The organism is Alistipes sp. ZOR0009 (assembly GCF_000798815.1).
In the GTDB taxonomy this organism is placed as follows: Bacteria; Bacteroidota; Bacteroidia; order Bacteroidales; family ZOR0009; genus Acetobacteroides.
On record NZ_JTLD01000004.1, the window covers coordinates 312,359 to 327,497 of the forward strand.

Below are 15,139 nucleotides of genomic sequence, written 5' to 3' on the forward strand. Positions count from 1 at the left end.
CTTTCGGAGGCATATGCACGCAAATTGAAGACGGTAGAGAAGCGATGTTAGCGACTCGAAGCTATGCTACAAGCTGCTTTACTATCAGTAACAGAGGCTAGCCGTGCCTCAAAACAGAATGAAATGGTAAAAACAAAAGCCTTAAGTAAAAGAATAGACCGATCGTTTAAAAATTTAGCCGCATTCTCTGACGAAATACTGGTACGCTGCCCGCATTGCCACCAGCAGGCGGCAATACTGTCGGATGTGCCATCCAACTCGGTGCCTTACCCCTGCCCTGCGCCTAAAGCGAGGTTTGCTTGCAGCAGCTGCTACAAATCCATAAAGGAAGACGCCTGGTATGGTCCCGTTGCCATCGCGCCGGTAAATGCGCAATGCGGACACTGCGGATCGGCGCTAGAATCTGCTTGGCGCATCGTAAAAGAGTACAAAAGCAAAATGGAGGTTACCTGCACCGCCTGTGGGCAGGCACGCCTGTACGATACGACCTGTAAGCGCACGTACGCCAACAGTCAGCAGGCCAGCGACCCCTATTTTGGTCTTCCGCTATGGCTTCAGGCTCCATTTGGCAGCCACACGGTTTGGGCATACAACCGCAAGCACCTAGCCTACCTAAAGGAGTACGTGCAGGCAAAGCTGAGAGAATCGGCAAGCGGAGGAAGGCATGCGCTAACCTGGAAGCTTCCGAATTTTATTAAATTGGCAAAAAATAGAGACGGTATCCTGAAAATTATTGCGCGCCTCGAAAAAAACGGCTAGCATAGCCACTGCAACGAGCATGGTAGGCTGCAAAAAAAAAGCCTCAACACCAACAACTTTAGCTATCCTACAAAAAAAATAGAACTCAATATGGACAAAATAGAAATTCCACTTAGTAAAACCAAGATTGCCCTTCTGGTAGCGGCATCAGCCATTTTTGTAGCCCTAGGCGTAGTTTTTACGGCTACACCCAGCACTTTTTTATCTCCAGTAACCCCCAGTCCCGGTGTAGTACGCGTGGTGGGCATCCTTTCGGCGCTATTTTTTGGCTTTGCCGGAGCATACGGCGTAAAAAAGCTGCTTGATAAAACCATTGGTCTTACCGTTGATGCCCGCGGGATTACAGATAACACCAACGCCTCTAGCGTGGGGCTTGTTAGCTGGGAGGATATAACCGAAATAAAAACGGGGCAGATAATGTCGAACAAGTTTCTGCTAATCTATACCGCCAATCCCGAAAAGTATATTGCACGGAAGGCTGGCTTCTATAAAAAAATAGTAATGGGAAACATGAAAATGTACGGCACCCCCATAACCATAACCAGCAGCACGCTAAAATGCAGCTTCGCCGAGCTGGAGAAGCATATTAGCAGCCAATTTATGGCGCAACAGAAAATGGCGGGCCGCAACAGAAAATTCTCGTCTCAAAAAACGAGTAAGCTGCAGCATTAAATAAAAATAGTGGTAAATTTACAGTACAACCAGCTTGCAGCAAGCTGCAAATAAAAGGTATAAGCTAATACTCCTACTTTATGGCACGAATTTACTACAGGCAAGAAGCGATATGCGGCACCCCGATCGATAGCGGCATTTTAACCACTGAAGAATTCGACTTTATACTCGATAATACCTACGAAAGCAAGTTTGAAAGAGTAGACGACCCGCTAAAAAAGAATGTATGGGGCATATTTAAAGGCAGGAGCTCCAATTTTAAGACCACGCTCCTAAGTCGAGATGGCATAACCTACAATTCCATGCAGGGAAGCTTCTACCTACCAAACGCCATCATATTTTACGACGAGGAGGACTACAACTTTCCGTCCACCTTCTACTTTGTAGCTAAGATAGGCAACCAGCTGGAGCTAAGGCAGTGTAAAGGAGGTCCAGATGTGCAGTGGTTTCAAATTGCCGACCTGCACCAAGAGGTAACCGATACCAAAATTATGGTAAGGGTAAAAAATACGCTACTAGAGGTGAAGCGCGCCATAGAATCAACCTACAGCAAGCAGGCAGAGGATGAAAAAAGAGAAAAGGAGGAGAAGAAAAAGCGGCTTAGGGAAGAAAACAGGCCCTACATTACCAGCCAACAAAAGGAGGCATATAAAAAGCTGGCCGAGATATGCCTAAACCGCAACTTCCGAAAAGGATGGGTGATGAAGGTTATCGATGTCCTTAAAAGCTACGATACGGAAGACAACCGCTACGCCACGCTTAGCTACTTTACGGAAAGGTTGGATAACGAGGAGTTCCATTTCATTATGTCGCTAGATTGGAAAGCCGATATTGCCGATTTGGAATGGAGAATAAGAACCGCTTTGGAGGATAACTTCTTTAAAATAGTGCCCATACCTAAATCGTGGGACTTTAAGGAGAATGAAAGCATATCGTCGCTAGGCGTTTTTGAAAAGTTTGATAGCGCACTTAGAATGGAAGGCTTTCAGCTGAGCTTAATAGATACCGAAGCAGACGAATACGTGGTGCTTTTACATAAAGCAGAGCACGAAAATGAGGTAAAGGAGTGTATCGAATCGTTGGGATTTAAGCGGGGCCATTGGGAGTAACTTATAGAAACCTATAGCAAGCAGTACCGCAGCAAACAACAGCTTTTGCAGGTACTCGTGGTAGAAGAAAAGAAGCCAATGCCTACTATACGGCAAGATGACTGCATAAACCTACCGCATAGGCAAGCAAAAATCCCTCTTTTAAAGCGATACCGCATGCATCCTATACTCCGAGCTCCTTATAGGCCTGCAGAAAACAAAAAAGAGACGCCATTGCTAGCGTCTCTTCCATCTAAAATTCAAGTCTAATTAAAATCACGCTTCTGCATGGTTATTTCAACTACGACAGGTCGGCTATCGGCAATTATCAGCATCCCTTCTCCGTCGTTACGATCTACTTTTTTAGCAACCACCCGGTAAACATCATAATCAGCCTTATCTACCCGAATTAAACCGTTTACACCCGTTTTACGTTCCATAATCTTAAGCGGTTGCCCGTTTACCATGCGAGTGGTAGAGTAAACACTAACCGTTGCCTCCAATACGGGCTCCTTGGTTACGCTATCCATAATCTTAATCATCGATAAGCGAGGCACCTCCTCCTTACTTTTACGAACATCCTGATATCCCTTATGAATATTAGGATAGTCAATACGTATAGTCTCTACAAATAGGTCGGCACGCTCTACGCACTTCTTTGCAAGCCCAATTACGACATCTAACCGATCGGCCTTTTTCTGTCGCCCTTCGTTATATGTGGTTAGATCTTTTTTATCCTTTATAAGCTGATCGATAGCCTCCTTAAGCTCATCGATATTCTCCTGCCCACGTTTGTAGCCAGCGAGGTTGGAAACATACTTGGATGACTGCTCCAAAATTTCCTGAGCGCCGGCTAAAACGGTGCCGCTCCCCTTACTCATCATTTGGGTATAGGTAAAATGGATCTTCTTAGAAGAAACGGTGTCGCCACTATTAAGAACAATGTCTTCAACCGCTTTTGCCAAAGGATAGGCTACCCTTGTTACGTTGGAAGCAGATGCCGCAATCCTGTTGGCGTAGGTTTGATCATCTTTCTCCAAATCGGTCAATATCTCCGTCATTTCTGACTCATACCCCTCCATTACCGACGTTAAAGTCTTGGCAACTGGGTACGACTGAATTTTTTCTGAACCCGTGAAAAACTTTGTAACTGCACTAAAGTTTTTTACAAATGCAATAACTGAAGCCTTCATGATTTTGATTTTTTAAATGGTTTATAGATGCTGAAAATCAGGATCTGATATAAAATTCCGAAAGTTTTCAGTCAAATTCCACCCCTTAAGGTAATTTCCCATAGATTGAAATAAATATTTAGCTTTATTTATTATTAAACAGGTGCCTTAATCTAAAAAAATCAGATTTTGTCCAAAAAAAGAGCCCCTTTCACTAACTGATTGGCTACAAAAAACAAAAATAAGTAGCCGAAAGGGGTTTAAAATAACCCATCAACCAACTGAAGGCTAACGCAGTTGCCAATAGCAGCCCTTAGGAATATATTTTAGGGATGTTACGTTCAGGAATACTAAAACGGAGCCTTCTTTTCGATGCACACGGGAAGGGCGCTGACTGGATGGCAAAATTCGAGGTACTCGGCATGTAGGTAAAGGCGCAACGCCTTGGTTCCATAAAGCTCGTCGCCCGCAATAGGGCAACCCAGCCCCAAACGGTGGGCTGCATGCACCCGCAGCTGGTGGGTACGACCTGTGAGCGGATAAAAGGCCACTCGCGTTTGGGTTTCGCTTCGGTTAGTAACCTCCCATCGGGTTATGGCTGGCTTTCCATGGTCGTAATCTACCATTTGCCGCGGACGATCGAGGAAATTAGGAGAAATAGGAAGGTCGATAACCCCCGCATTGTCGGTAAGCAGGCCATCGAGAATGGCGACGTAGCGTTTTTTTACCGTACGGCGCTCGAATTGAGCCTGAAGCTGCCTATGTATCGGTGCCGACTTGGCAATAAGCAGCAATCCGGAGGTTGACATGTCTAAACGATGCACCAAAAAAGCCCCTTCACCTCCCAAAAATCGCTCGCTAACCAGCTCAACAGCCGACTTGTCTCCCGTTTTTCCAGGAGCCGACAGCATTCCGGCAGGTTTGCTAACTACCAGCAGCCAATCGTCCTCAAAAACAACCTCTAGCGCCTTCTGCAACGCCTCATTACCGTTTCTTTCTGGATATTTCACCTCCATTCCAAGCAGCATGTGCCCCAAAATTGGCTCGCACTTACCCTTACAGGCGGGATAGTAGCTGCCATGGTGGCGTATCTCCGTTTTGGGAGAGCTTCCCCACCAAAATTCGGCCATTGCAACAGGCGTAAAGCCATGTAGGAATGCGTACTGAAGCAGCTTCGGTCCGGCGCACTCCCCCGCCCCTCCGGGAGGAACCTTTTGCACCGTGTTTTGAAAAATGGAGGCCAATCCCCGCACCTCTCCCCGAATATTCAGCAGCTGGAACTCATCAAAAAGCCGCTGCTGCAAATCGGCAGAGAGCGTTTTGCGTTGTACCTTAAGCTCCTCTATCGGTAGTGCGTAAATCTCGTATTCGGCCTGCAGCGCAGCAATTTTTTCGACCCACTTACGTTCTAGCCGCTTCATTTCAGCCTTTTCATGCTGACTTTGGCGCACCATGGCGGCTCGCTCCTCGTCGGTTGGCTGCTGCCGGCGGCGTTCCTCGCGCAAAACCTTCGAAGCCTTTACGGCAGCCTTCGCGGCAACCATTTCGGCATCACGCTGCTGCTTGGCAAGCTCGTACCGCGCCTTGCAAGCTGCAAAATCGGCATTTGCCTCCATGTTTTCCACCTGTTGGTTGATAAAAGAGATGGTTTGCTCGCCAGTTTTAAAGAATCCGCTAGGATTTAGCAGGTCGGCAACCGGAGGAACAAAGAATGGGTGGTAGTTTTTGCCCGCAAGGTTTCCAGAAAAGGCCGCAAGGAAACCGATTTGACCTTTAGCATCCTTTACAACCAATACTCCGAACATTTTTCCCTGCTGCAGCTCGTCGTGCCAGCCCGTTTGCAGCAAAACATGCTCCTTCACCTGCTGGGCGGCCACTTCGCATATCGGATGTGGCTCGGCATGAAATGGCGAAGGAAATTGAGAGGGAAGCTCAATGTGTTTTATGGGAATTGTAAAGAAGTTAAACACAAGCAGGCAACATTTTTAAAAATTCCGAGCCGGACAGGTTCCGTTATTACAGATGACAGCAATATTAAGCACTTTCACAAAGAAAAAGAGGGCAATCACCCTCTTTTTATCAACTTCAAAATAAAATACAGCACTGGAAGATCTTAAATTTTGGATATTAACCCTCGATTATATAACAAAAGGCTCAATATCGGCAGGTTCAACCAACGGTTTGTCCCCGGCAATCTTAAATTTAAGGTAGGTGATGGGCATTCCCTTGCTTAGGTAATCCTGCTCGTACTTCGTCTTTACAGAAAGGATATCGTCAACAATATCGCTGTTGTAAAGATCGTTCGTAGCATAAAGAATCTCCATTCCGTTCTCTTCGAGCAATTTTTTGGTATAGAAATGGAGATTTTGGTTGTCTGTCTTCAAATGTACAATACCATCGGGTGCTAAAAACTCGCGGTAGGCATTTAAAAAGCCCGAGCAGGTAAGGCGTTTCTTAAGTCGGCTCTTTTTTAGCTGCGGATCGGGAAAAGTTACCCATATCTCCGAAACTTCGTTGCCCGCAAAGAACGATTTTATGAATTCGATGCGCGTACGGATAAAACCAACGTTTCCCATGCCATCTTCGACGGCCGTTTTGGCTCCACGCCAAAGGCGCGCGCCCTTTATGTCTATTCCAATAAAGTTCTTCTCTGGATATTTCTTCGCCAGCGCAACGGTATACTCTCCGCGGCCACATCCGAGCTCGAGCACAATGGGTTTGCTATTTTCGAAGAAATTGGCGTGCCAGCAACCTTTTAGCTGGTAGTCGTTATTAAAAATCTCATCAAACTCTGGCTGTACAAGTATTTTAAACGTTTTGTTTTCGGCAAAACGCTGCAGCTTATTCTTTCCCACCTTAAAATTCTATTTTGATTCAACTCGTTCTATTCTTACGCCCACATCGTGGATCCCAGGGAGCTCGTCGAGCCTCATACCCTGTTCGATGGTGATGGCATAGATTCCTTTTTCGGGAAACTTCACCATTTTACGCATTGGGAAGCGATGATCCCAGTATTTGGCAAATCCTTTGCCCAGCCACTTTCCTTCGTCGTTGGCCAGCAAGCATTCCATGGTATCGCGCACGTAAACGCCCGATGGAGCCACGGTTGTAACAAAGAGGAACAAATTTTTGTACGGATAGCTGCTGGTATTTCGTACGGTAACTAAAATATTGTTGATGCTCAACGAATCTTCGATGTTAACCTCAAAACGAGCCAGAGAATCCTTAAACCAGAGGTTTCCTATCTCCTTACTGCCTTCGTAAACTCGCGCTCTATCGCACGATGCCAGCGAAATTAGAAGCACCCCTACGAATAGGAGTGCTATGCTTTTTATCATCTTCATTAGACGCAATATTTCCCTTTTACACTAAAAAAAACGCTACTGTTCGCCTCCAGAGTTGCTCGCACCTCCATTTCCGCCTCTACCACGATTCGGACGACGGTTTTTGTTGAAGCGGTTATCCCTTCCCTCTCTTGGAACACCACCTTGGGTAGGCTGAGAAGCATCGTTACGACGCTGCTCGTTGCGTGGTTCGCGTGGTTCGCGAGGTTCAGAGCGCGGCTCCGAACGTTGCTCGTTACGAGGCCCCCTGTTTACGCTAGGAGCATCTCTGCGCTCGCCTCTTTCGGGCTGCTGCGGACGGCTTGGGCGCGACTGCTGCGGTTGGCGCTCCTGCGAAGGACGATTGCCAACTTGAGGCGCCCCACCTGGCTTTCGACGAGAATTTTTATTCCTTGAGTTCCCAGAACTCCTCTTGGAGCGATCAAAACGGGTGATGCTATCTTCGCCCACCACATTCTTAAAGTCGGGCTCCTGCATAAGCCTAGCTTTGGCCAAGCTCTCCTCCGATATTTCGCCAAGCAGCTTATCAACCTTTACCCCAGCACGGTTTAACTCGATGATCTCCTTTACACGATCAACCGGAACGGCTGTAAGATTCATAGTAGAGTCTGGCGCCGAGCTAAACCACATCAGGCGCTTAAATATATCCGTTTTTTGCAGGAAGGCTACCCCATCAAAGAGCTGTAACGGTTCGTTAATCTTCGGGAAGTCCTTCTGCGCATCAATATAGCTATCCAACTCGTAGTTTAGGCAGCATTTCAACTTACCGCACTGGCCTGCGAGCTTTTGTGGGTTCAAAGAAATCTCCTGATGGCGGGCAGAGTTGGTGGTTACAGACGAAAAGCTGGTAATCCAAGTCGAGCAGCAAAGCTCTCGGCCACAAGAACCAATCCCGCCAATACGTCCAGCCTCTTGGCGTGCTCCAATTTGGCGCATCTCGATGCGGATCTTAAACGCTTCGGCCAAATCTTTGATGAGCTGCCTAAAATCCACACGCTCGTCGGCAATGTAGTAGAATATCGCCTTGGTATTATCGCCTTGGAACTCTACGTCGCCAATTTTCATGTTCAACTTTAGGTTGTTGGCGATTTGTCGCGAACGAATCATCGTATCCAACTCCCTCGCAATGGATTCCTGCCACTTTTCGATATCGGCAGGCTTTGCCTTACGGTAAATCTTTTTAAACTCCAGGTTATTGGGGTGCACGCCCGTTTTCTTCATCTGGCGGGCAACAAGTTCGCCCGTAAGCGATACGATTCCGATATCATGCCCTGGCGATGCCTCAACGGCAACAATATCTCCCTTTTTGAGGGAAAGTTTATTGGCGTTCCGGTAGTAACTCTTGCGGGTGTTCTTAAATCGAATCTCGAAAACATCGTGCTCAATCGCCGACTGCGGTAAATCGCTCAGCCAGTCGTAGGTGCTCAACTTTTGGCCACCATCGAGACTTATCGCTGTTGCTTCGTCCTGATCGTTGTGGGTAAAGCAGCATCCACGTGAAAAATCTATATTTTGGGGTTTTTCGTTCATCTTTGGTATATAGTGTTGTATTGCAATCGGCAAAAATAATAAAAAATTACGGCTTAATGAGTTTCACCATTTTTAGCGCCATATCGCTCAGCACGATTTTGGGATTTCCGTTAGCATTAATATGGTGGATGGCCCCATTAAGCAGCATAAATGCCTCTTCGATGTTGCCCGGCCGAATAAACGGCTTAAAATTGTTGTAAAAATTTTGCTGCGCAGGATCGAGCGGAAGATAGCTAACTTTTTCCATTTGGAGGTTAAGCATAAAAGCCTCCCGAATCACCCTTTCGGCATAAGTAAGCAAGCGTTTAATACGATCGCGCCCCAGAGTGGCCACTTCTTCGCTCCATTCTAGCAAACCAATTACGTTAGATTGATAGCAGAGCCGAAGCATGGTCACAACGTAGTTAAAAAAGTCATTCCCCTCTTCGTCCAGCTCCAGCAGACGGCGTGCCTCTACCATACTGCCCGAAGAAAGACGTGCAATGCTTGATACCGGGAAGGACGAGCTTGGATACCTCTTTTCGAGGGATTCTACCAAATCATTGTAGCGAATTCGAGGGATTCGAATGATTTGCGTACGAGACAGGATTGTTTTCAGCACCTTTCCCTCCTCCTGAGCAACTAGCAGGAAGATAGTTTTAGCCGGAGGCTCCTCAACCAGCTTTAGCAGGCTGTTGGATGCATTCAGGTTCATCCGTTCGGGTAGCCACATGATCAAAATTTTGTACTCGCCTTCGAAAGATTTAAACGAAAGCTTTTTGATAATATTATCGGCCTCATGAACGCTAATAATCCCCTGCTTATTTCCTAACTCGATGTGCGAGTACCAGTCCTGCTCGTCAAAATAGGTCATTTCGCCGACAATAGAACGCCAGTAATCAAGAAACATGTCGCTAAGGACGATTTTATCATCCACCTCCGACGTTTTGTTTATCGGATAGGTGAAATGCACGTCGGGGTGCATCAACTTTTGCATCTTGTGGCAGGAGTGGCATACTCCGCACGAATCGTGCTCCCCTCTATTCTCGCAGTTCAGGTATTGAGCATAAGCAATAGCAAGCGGAATGGTTCCAGAGCCAGGCTCTCCTAAAAACATCTGCGCGTGACTTATACGCTCATCTGTAACGCTTTTTATAAGCCTATCTTTAATCTCCTGCTGCCCTACTATATCTTTAAATAACATTCGTTCTGCTCGTTGTTGGATCTACCTAACAAAAATAGCAAACCGATTGGCATAAAAGGACTATTTTACCAAAAACTAGCAAAATGAAATATTTCAGGAAGCCTTTGTTCCCCAAAATGTGGATCATCATTCCGAATTTTCTACAATCACCTCTTTTTTTGCAGAAAAAATGGCTCATTAATCCAAGTTTCGAGTACAAAAACGCGAAATACAGCTCTGTTGAGAGACGCTTTTGGTATTTTTAACTTAAAACAATCAGGCACCACTGCTTTATTTTCCTAATTCTTCGTCAAATGGAAGTATTTTTGCAGGAGCCAAATCCAACACAAGGTTTACTTACTATATGAGAAAATTTATTCTACTAACAGGAATTTTACTTTTTGCATACGCATCTTGGTCGCAAAATTCGAAAAATGACACCACCCAAACGCATTTAAAACGACAGCCATTTATAACGCTAGCTCTTAACGGAGGCGTTGTTTTGCCTACAAACGACTTTATCATACAAAGTAAAAGCACCCCGACTTTCTCCTCCGCATCATTAAAATACGGATATGCATCGACAGGTAGCCGTTGGCAGGATTACGCCTACGGAATGCCATATGGAGGTGTCGGATTTATGGTTGCCAGCTTTTTTGATCAGCAAGCGCTCGGAAACCCGTTTGCCCTGTACGCTTTTCAAGGCACAACGCTTTCGCAGCTTTCTGCAAAGACAAAGCTGAACTTCGAATGGAATTTAGGAGCATCCTTCAACTGGAAACCCTACGATCCATTCGACAATCCAGACAATATAGCTTTAGGGTCTACAACCAATGTCTACGTTGGAGCCAATATCTATACAAAGTTTGAGTTAAATCCCAACTGGGACCTACATACAGGCGTAGGAATTAGCCATTTTTCGAATGGAGCGTCACGCCTTCCAAACAAAGGTCTCAACCTTATATCCGCATTTGTAGAACTTAAATACAATTTCAACAAAAACACCAAATACGAATTCAGGAAAACGCTAACACCACCACGCATTGAGCCTCGATTCGACTACGATTTTTTAGTTAACATCTCATCGCGTCAAAAAAAATTTGATACCACCGGAACAAAACTTCCATCCCCTTTCATCGATAAAAACTTCAGCGTATTTGGAATCACCTTTGCCCCTATGATCGTAAAAAGTTATAAGTACAAATATGGAGCAGGAGTAGATATTTTATATGATGAAAGTTCGGGCGCGAGCGCATGGCGCGAACTTAATACGAAAGATGGTAAACTGTACGACAGGGTAAAACTCGGGCGTTTTGGAGAGCGTATCTCTGTTGGAATATCGGCAAAAGGAGAACTTGTTATGCCCATGTACTCCATTTTTGCCAACCTTGGGTACAACGTTATTCACGGAAATAAAAGCGACCAACGCCTGTATCAGGTAATGGGAATAAAGGCTTACTTAAAGGAAAATCTGTTCGGAACATTCGGAATTAGAGCCACCAACTTTAGCAAAGCACAATACCTTTACTGGAGTCTAGGATACACCATACAAGGCAAACCCATTCATCAAATTAAAAAAAACATATCGGATATTGTCATCAAGAGCTTAAACTAATTGGAATAAGCAGGATATCATCCCAATTTGCTTCGGTATATTTGCAAAAAAGATCTGTAGAATGATAATTCCTCCATATTTAAAGCAAGGTGATACCATTGGCATTGTAGCAACAGCCAGAAAAATATCCAGAGAAGAAGTAGAACCTGCAGCGAAGATGCTTCAAAACTTTGGCTTTAGGGTAAAGTTTGCCTCCAATCTTTTTAGCGAAAACAACCAATTCGCAGGAAGTGATGAAGAGCGCGCAGCCGATCTAATGCAAATGATTGATAACACGGATGTAAAAGCGATCCTGTGCGCGCGAGGAGGATACGGAACGGCACGTATACTTCCGCATTTGGATTATAGCGCAATTGTACGCAACCCTAAATGGCTTTGTGGCTACAGCGACCCAACCGTCCTTCATTTGCTTTACAATAAGTTAGGAATAGCAAGTATTCATAGCACTATGCCAATCAATTTTCCTAAAGATGGTATTAGCAATGATAGCGTTCAAAGTTTGATTAATGCGCTAACAGGAAAGTCTAGCCAGATAGAAGCTAAGCCTCATGCGCAAAATATCCAAGGAAGCACAGAAGGTATACTAATTGGAGGAAACTTATCTTTAGTATACGCCATGCAAAGAACTGAAATTGAGGTAAACCCTACTAATAAGATTCTCTTTCTTGAAGATTTAGACGAATATCTCTACCATATAGATAGAATTATCCTCAACCTTAGGCAAAGTGGCGTTTTAAAGATGCTAAAAGGAATCGTCATTGGGCATATGAACGATATGCACGACAACGCTGTACCTTTTGGGAAAACAGCAGAAGAAATAATACACGAGCATACGAAAGATCTCCAAATTCCTGTTGCCTTTAACTTTCCGTCTGGACACTTAGAGCCAAATATGGCGCTCCTGTTCGGAAGAATGCACAAATTAGATGTAACCCAAAATGGAACACGCTTGGTCTCCCTATAACGATTAATTACTACAGGCTTTAACGGTCGTAGTAGTTAAGTTTTTCTCTAATTTTTTGATTAAGCATTTTAGACTCATTCAATTGGTCGAGTGAGAGGTGCATTCGGTAACGCCAGTAATGGTTGGGGTTAGCAGGAATGTTTATGCGTTCATCATCTGGCAATTTTCGCCGCAAATCCGAATCCATAGATAACCAATCTTGGAGCGGAAGGATACACAACATAGATGGGGAAGACAAGTGTAGATCTACAATTTTCTCACAAATCCATGGCTCACAAAAAAATGGTGCATCACCAGACTCGTTCAGCACGTGGTTATAGAAAATTTGTGTTTTAGCACGATCCTCTTCCCACCAACCACGAATAGAAGACATATCGTGAGTAGACGTGGTACAAACTGAATTATAGGGATAATGATGCGTATTACCAAACAACACCTTGGGGTCTTTGGGCATTCGCTGAATCTCGAGACTTAGTATTTGTAACCAATGCATAACATCTGGAACAGAATCAGGAATCATCCCCAAATCTTCCCCACAAACCAGCATATCCGTAGCATTAGATAAGGCAGGTAGTTTCTTCATCGCCTCCCATTTCCAAAAATCGGTATGACGCTCGTAAAAGAAATGGTTATACAACCTGTCGTAGGCTCGTTTTTCACCTTCATTTAAATGCTTGTAGCTATGCGAAAACTGTGCAGATATACGAGGATGAAAATTATACGACTGATTGGGATCTCGAATAAAAAGAACCTCATTAATTAGCCCATACAGGCCGTCTCGTATTCGAATACTCTGCTCGTCCGTTTTTCCAGCAAAAAAGGCTTCAACCTGTCGCTGAGTGGCAAAGCTTGGATTTAAATCAAATATTCCAAACCCCTTATCTACTAAAAAATTGTCAATAACAAGTTGAGTCTGCTCTCCAAAAAAACTCTCCAAAAAGTGACGACGTATAAATGGTTTCAGAAATCGATCATCATTAAAGTAGAGCCCAAAATACTGAATTTCGTCGCGAGTATAAGGCATTGCTGGATTGAAGTAACCAAGCAAACCTTGAACAGAGTGCAAAGGAATCTCCCAAATACGGAAAAATCCCAAAATATGATCAATTCGATAGGCATCAAAATAATCAGCCATCTTCATAAAGCGTTTTTTCCACCAGCCATATCCATCCTTCTCCATCTCCTCCCAGTTATAGGTCGGAAAACCCCAATTCTGGCCCAGCGCAGAGAAATCGTCAGGTGGCGCACCTGCTTGTCCATTCATGTTAAACAGCAGAGGTTCGACCCAGGCTTCCACACTATGCCTACTCACACCTATAGGAATATCACCTTTTAGTGCAACACCACACTCATGGGCATAGTTTACAGCCTCCGTCAGCTGCTTATCTAAATGAAACTGTAGAAAGTAGCTAATAGCAATATCTTTATAAGCCGCAGAACGCTTTTCCCCAAACGAAGCAACCAAAGAGGCGTCATATCTCGCGTATTTACCCCACTGACTAAAATCGGACGTTCCAAACTTGTCTCTTAAATAGCAAAATGCGGCATACGGCTCCAGCCATTCTCTATTTTTAGCAAAGAAATTTTTAAATTCCTTACTTTCAAGCGTCATTATTCCCTCTTGATCGTATATCTTCCTAAAATAATCCCATTTAACTCTAAAAACAGATTCAAAATCAATGTTTTCCAAACTATTTAACTCCCTTTTAATACGAGCAAATTCGCTCATATCCGTTTCAGAGTTAAGCTTCCCAATGCTTTCAATATTCAGGTAAATTGGATTTAGGGCAAAAATAGATATTGACTTATATGGATAGGTGTCTACCCACGTTTTCGTCATTGTAGTATCATTAATTGGCAGAATCTGAATAAATCGCTGGCCTGTTTGCGATGCCCAATCTGCCAATTTTTTTAGATCCAGAAATTCACCGATTCCCATAGCTTGATCAGTACGAAGAGAAAAAACAGGAATAGCTACGCCAGCCCCCCTCCACCGAGGCAAGGGATTATTAAATACATGGCCAGCAATAACAATACACTCTTCCTTAATAAGAGGTTGCAGGTAAAAACGCCTATTTTCTCCGTGTTCCCAAACAACAACCTGATTTAACTCATCAAGAATAACAAACTTATATTCCAAGGGTAGGCTAATCTTTGACGCATCCAAACTCACCTCCCATTCAGGAAAGTTGGGACACTCCATAGGAATTACGTTTTCGACATGCCAACTTCCTAATCCTTTCGATTTTCCAATAACTCCAACCTTATGAGAAGGCATTACCATTGGAGCATAAACCTTTAGAGTTATCGTTTTAGAGTAATGATTAGATTTTTTAGCATGCCTCTTGTGCTTATAAAACACCTCGGTAAACGGAAGAGAAAAGAATGTTTTTTCAGATGGGACATCACGCCAATGGTCAAAAATCCGATAGCTAGTACACCTATCCGTTGGGATGAAAGTCCTAAACTTGCCAAATTCTCTACGAATAACCTTCCCATTACGCTTTAGAAGGTAGCCATAAGCAAAATTTGCCAGCTCGCCAATTTCGAGAGACAGAGACCATCCTCCATTACCCGTATAAACCATCGGAATCGATTTCTCTTCATTTAGTGCTCCTAAAAGGTTACAAGAGCCGCTCATATGTAGCTCTTGCCCCCAAGCTGTTTGATAGTTTAAATTGAAAGTTACAACCATATCAGCTAAGTGTTAATACGTTTAAAGAATTCCTATTTCAACGCTTTGATTAGCTTCTGCCTGTTTAGATGATTCAAAATCTAGGTGCACTACAATGTACAAAAATACCGTTTGAATAACCTAGACTCCCGTGAAATT

At 44.3% G+C, this 15,139-nt stretch carries 12 protein-coding genes; 5 read left to right on the top strand and 7 right to left on the bottom strand.

The window, feature by feature from the left end; all coding sequences use genetic code 11:
• The first annotated feature begins 123 nt into the window (after positions 1-123).
• From L990_RS18995 to L990_RS20170, 3 genes are all read left to right on the top strand, one after another.
• Positions 124-759, top strand: coding sequence for a hypothetical protein (locus L990_RS18995; RefSeq protein ID WP_156121278.1), 636 nt, complete (start codon positions 124-126; stop codon positions 757-759).
• Between the two features lie 90 nt (positions 760-849).
• Positions 850-1,431: an STM3941 family protein gene (locus L990_RS02065; protein WP_197057211.1), complete on the top strand. Its 582-nt coding sequence runs from the start codon at positions 850-852 to the stop codon at positions 1,429-1,431.
• An 80-nt stretch (positions 1,432-1,511) separates the two neighbouring features.
• Positions 1,512-2,540 carry a hypothetical protein gene (locus L990_RS20170; protein WP_047444960.1) on the top strand — a complete coding sequence of 343 codons (1,029 nt, stop codon included), beginning with the start codon at positions 1,512-1,514 and terminating at the stop codon, positions 2,538-2,540.
• Positions 2,541-2,785: 245 nt separating this feature from the next.
• Here L990_RS20170 and L990_RS02075 read toward each other — a convergent pair whose 3' ends face one another.
• From L990_RS02075 to L990_RS02100, 6 genes are all read right to left on the bottom strand, one after another.
• Entirely contained in the window at positions 2,786-3,712 is a 927-nt protein-coding gene (locus L990_RS02075; RefSeq protein WP_047444962.1) for a hypothetical protein, read from the bottom strand.
• A gap of 329 nt (positions 3,713-4,041) precedes the next feature.
• Positions 4,042-5,661, bottom strand: a complete 1,620-nt coding sequence (locus L990_RS02080) for an RluA family pseudouridine synthase (RefSeq protein WP_047444963.1) — start codon at positions 5,659-5,661, stop codon at positions 4,042-4,044.
• A gap of 168 nt (positions 5,662-5,829) precedes the next feature.
• A complete protein-coding gene (gene trmB / locus L990_RS02085) occupies positions 5,830-6,546 on the bottom strand; it encodes a tRNA (guanosine(46)-N7)-methyltransferase TrmB (protein ID WP_052180652.1) in 717 nt (238 codons plus the stop codon).
• Between the two features lie 9 nt (positions 6,547-6,555).
• Positions 6,556-7,035 carry a gliding motility lipoprotein GldH gene (locus tag L990_RS02090; protein ID WP_047444966.1) on the bottom strand — a complete coding sequence of 160 codons (480 nt, stop codon included), beginning with the start codon at positions 7,033-7,035 and terminating at the stop codon, positions 6,556-6,558.
• A 36-nt stretch (positions 7,036-7,071) separates the two neighbouring features.
• Positions 7,072-8,565: a stage 0 sporulation family protein gene (ricT, locus tag L990_RS02095; RefSeq protein WP_081981567.1), complete on the bottom strand. Its 1,494-nt coding sequence runs from the start codon at positions 8,563-8,565 to the stop codon at positions 7,072-7,074.
• 46 nt (positions 8,566-8,611) lie between these two features.
• Positions 8,612-9,748 carry an ATP-binding protein gene (locus L990_RS02100; RefSeq protein ID WP_047444968.1) on the bottom strand — a complete coding sequence of 379 codons (1,137 nt, stop codon included), beginning with the start codon at positions 9,746-9,748 and terminating at the stop codon, positions 8,612-8,614.
• Positions 9,749-10,091: 343 nt separating this feature from the next.
• Between L990_RS02100 and L990_RS02105 the strand changes: the two genes are divergently transcribed.
• Positions 10,092-11,342 carry an acyloxyacyl hydrolase gene (locus tag L990_RS02105; RefSeq protein ID WP_047444971.1) on the top strand — a complete coding sequence of 417 codons (1,251 nt, stop codon included), beginning with the start codon at positions 10,092-10,094 and terminating at the stop codon, positions 11,340-11,342.
• Between the two features lie 61 nt (positions 11,343-11,403).
• Positions 11,404-12,306, top strand: a complete 903-nt coding sequence (locus L990_RS02110) for an LD-carboxypeptidase (RefSeq protein ID WP_047444973.1) — start codon at positions 11,404-11,406, stop codon at positions 12,304-12,306.
• Between the two features lie 19 nt (positions 12,307-12,325).
• On the opposite strand, the gene L990_RS02115 is transcribed toward L990_RS02110, so the two are convergent.
• Positions 12,326-15,001, bottom strand: coding sequence for a 4-alpha-glucanotransferase (locus tag L990_RS02115; RefSeq protein WP_047444975.1), 2,676 nt, complete (start codon positions 14,999-15,001; stop codon positions 12,326-12,328).
• Positions 15,002-15,139: the final 138 nt, after the last annotated feature.

What these genes read in the sequence shown, in the direction of transcription:
- L990_RS02090 (WP_047444966.1), bottom strand. Translation starts at nt 7,035, where the DNA reads ATGAAGATGATAAAAAGCATAGCACTCCTATTCGTAGGGGTGCTTCTA.
- L990_RS02065 (WP_197057211.1), top strand. Translation starts at nt 850, where the DNA reads ATGGACAAAATAGAAATTCCACTTAGTAAAACCAAGATTGCCCTTCTG.
- L990_RS02115 (WP_047444975.1), bottom strand. Translation starts at nt 15,001, where the DNA reads ATGGTTGTAACTTTCAATTTAAACTATCAAACAGCTTGGGGGCAAGAG.
- L990_RS18995 (WP_156121278.1), top strand. Translation starts at nt 124, where the DNA reads ATGGTAAAAACAAAAGCCTTAAGTAAAAGAATAGACCGATCGTTTAAA.
- L990_RS02100 (WP_047444968.1), bottom strand. Translation starts at nt 9,748, where the DNA reads ATGTTATTTAAAGATATAGTAGGGCAGCAGGAGATTAAAGATAGGCTT.
- L990_RS02105 (WP_047444971.1), top strand. Translation starts at nt 10,092, where the DNA reads ATGAGAAAATTTATTCTACTAACAGGAATTTTACTTTTTGCATACGCA.
- L990_RS02110 (WP_047444973.1), top strand. Translation starts at nt 11,404, where the DNA reads ATGATAATTCCTCCATATTTAAAGCAAGGTGATACCATTGGCATTGTA.
- L990_RS02075 (WP_047444962.1), bottom strand. Translation starts at nt 3,712, where the DNA reads ATGAAGGCTTCAGTTATTGCATTTGTAAAAAACTTTAGTGCAGTTACA.
- L990_RS20170 (WP_047444960.1), top strand. Translation starts at nt 1,512, where the DNA reads ATGGCACGAATTTACTACAGGCAAGAAGCGATATGCGGCACCCCGATC.
- ricT (WP_081981567.1), bottom strand. Translation starts at nt 8,565, where the DNA reads ATGAACGAAAAACCCCAAAATATAGATTTTTCACGTGGATGCTGCTTT.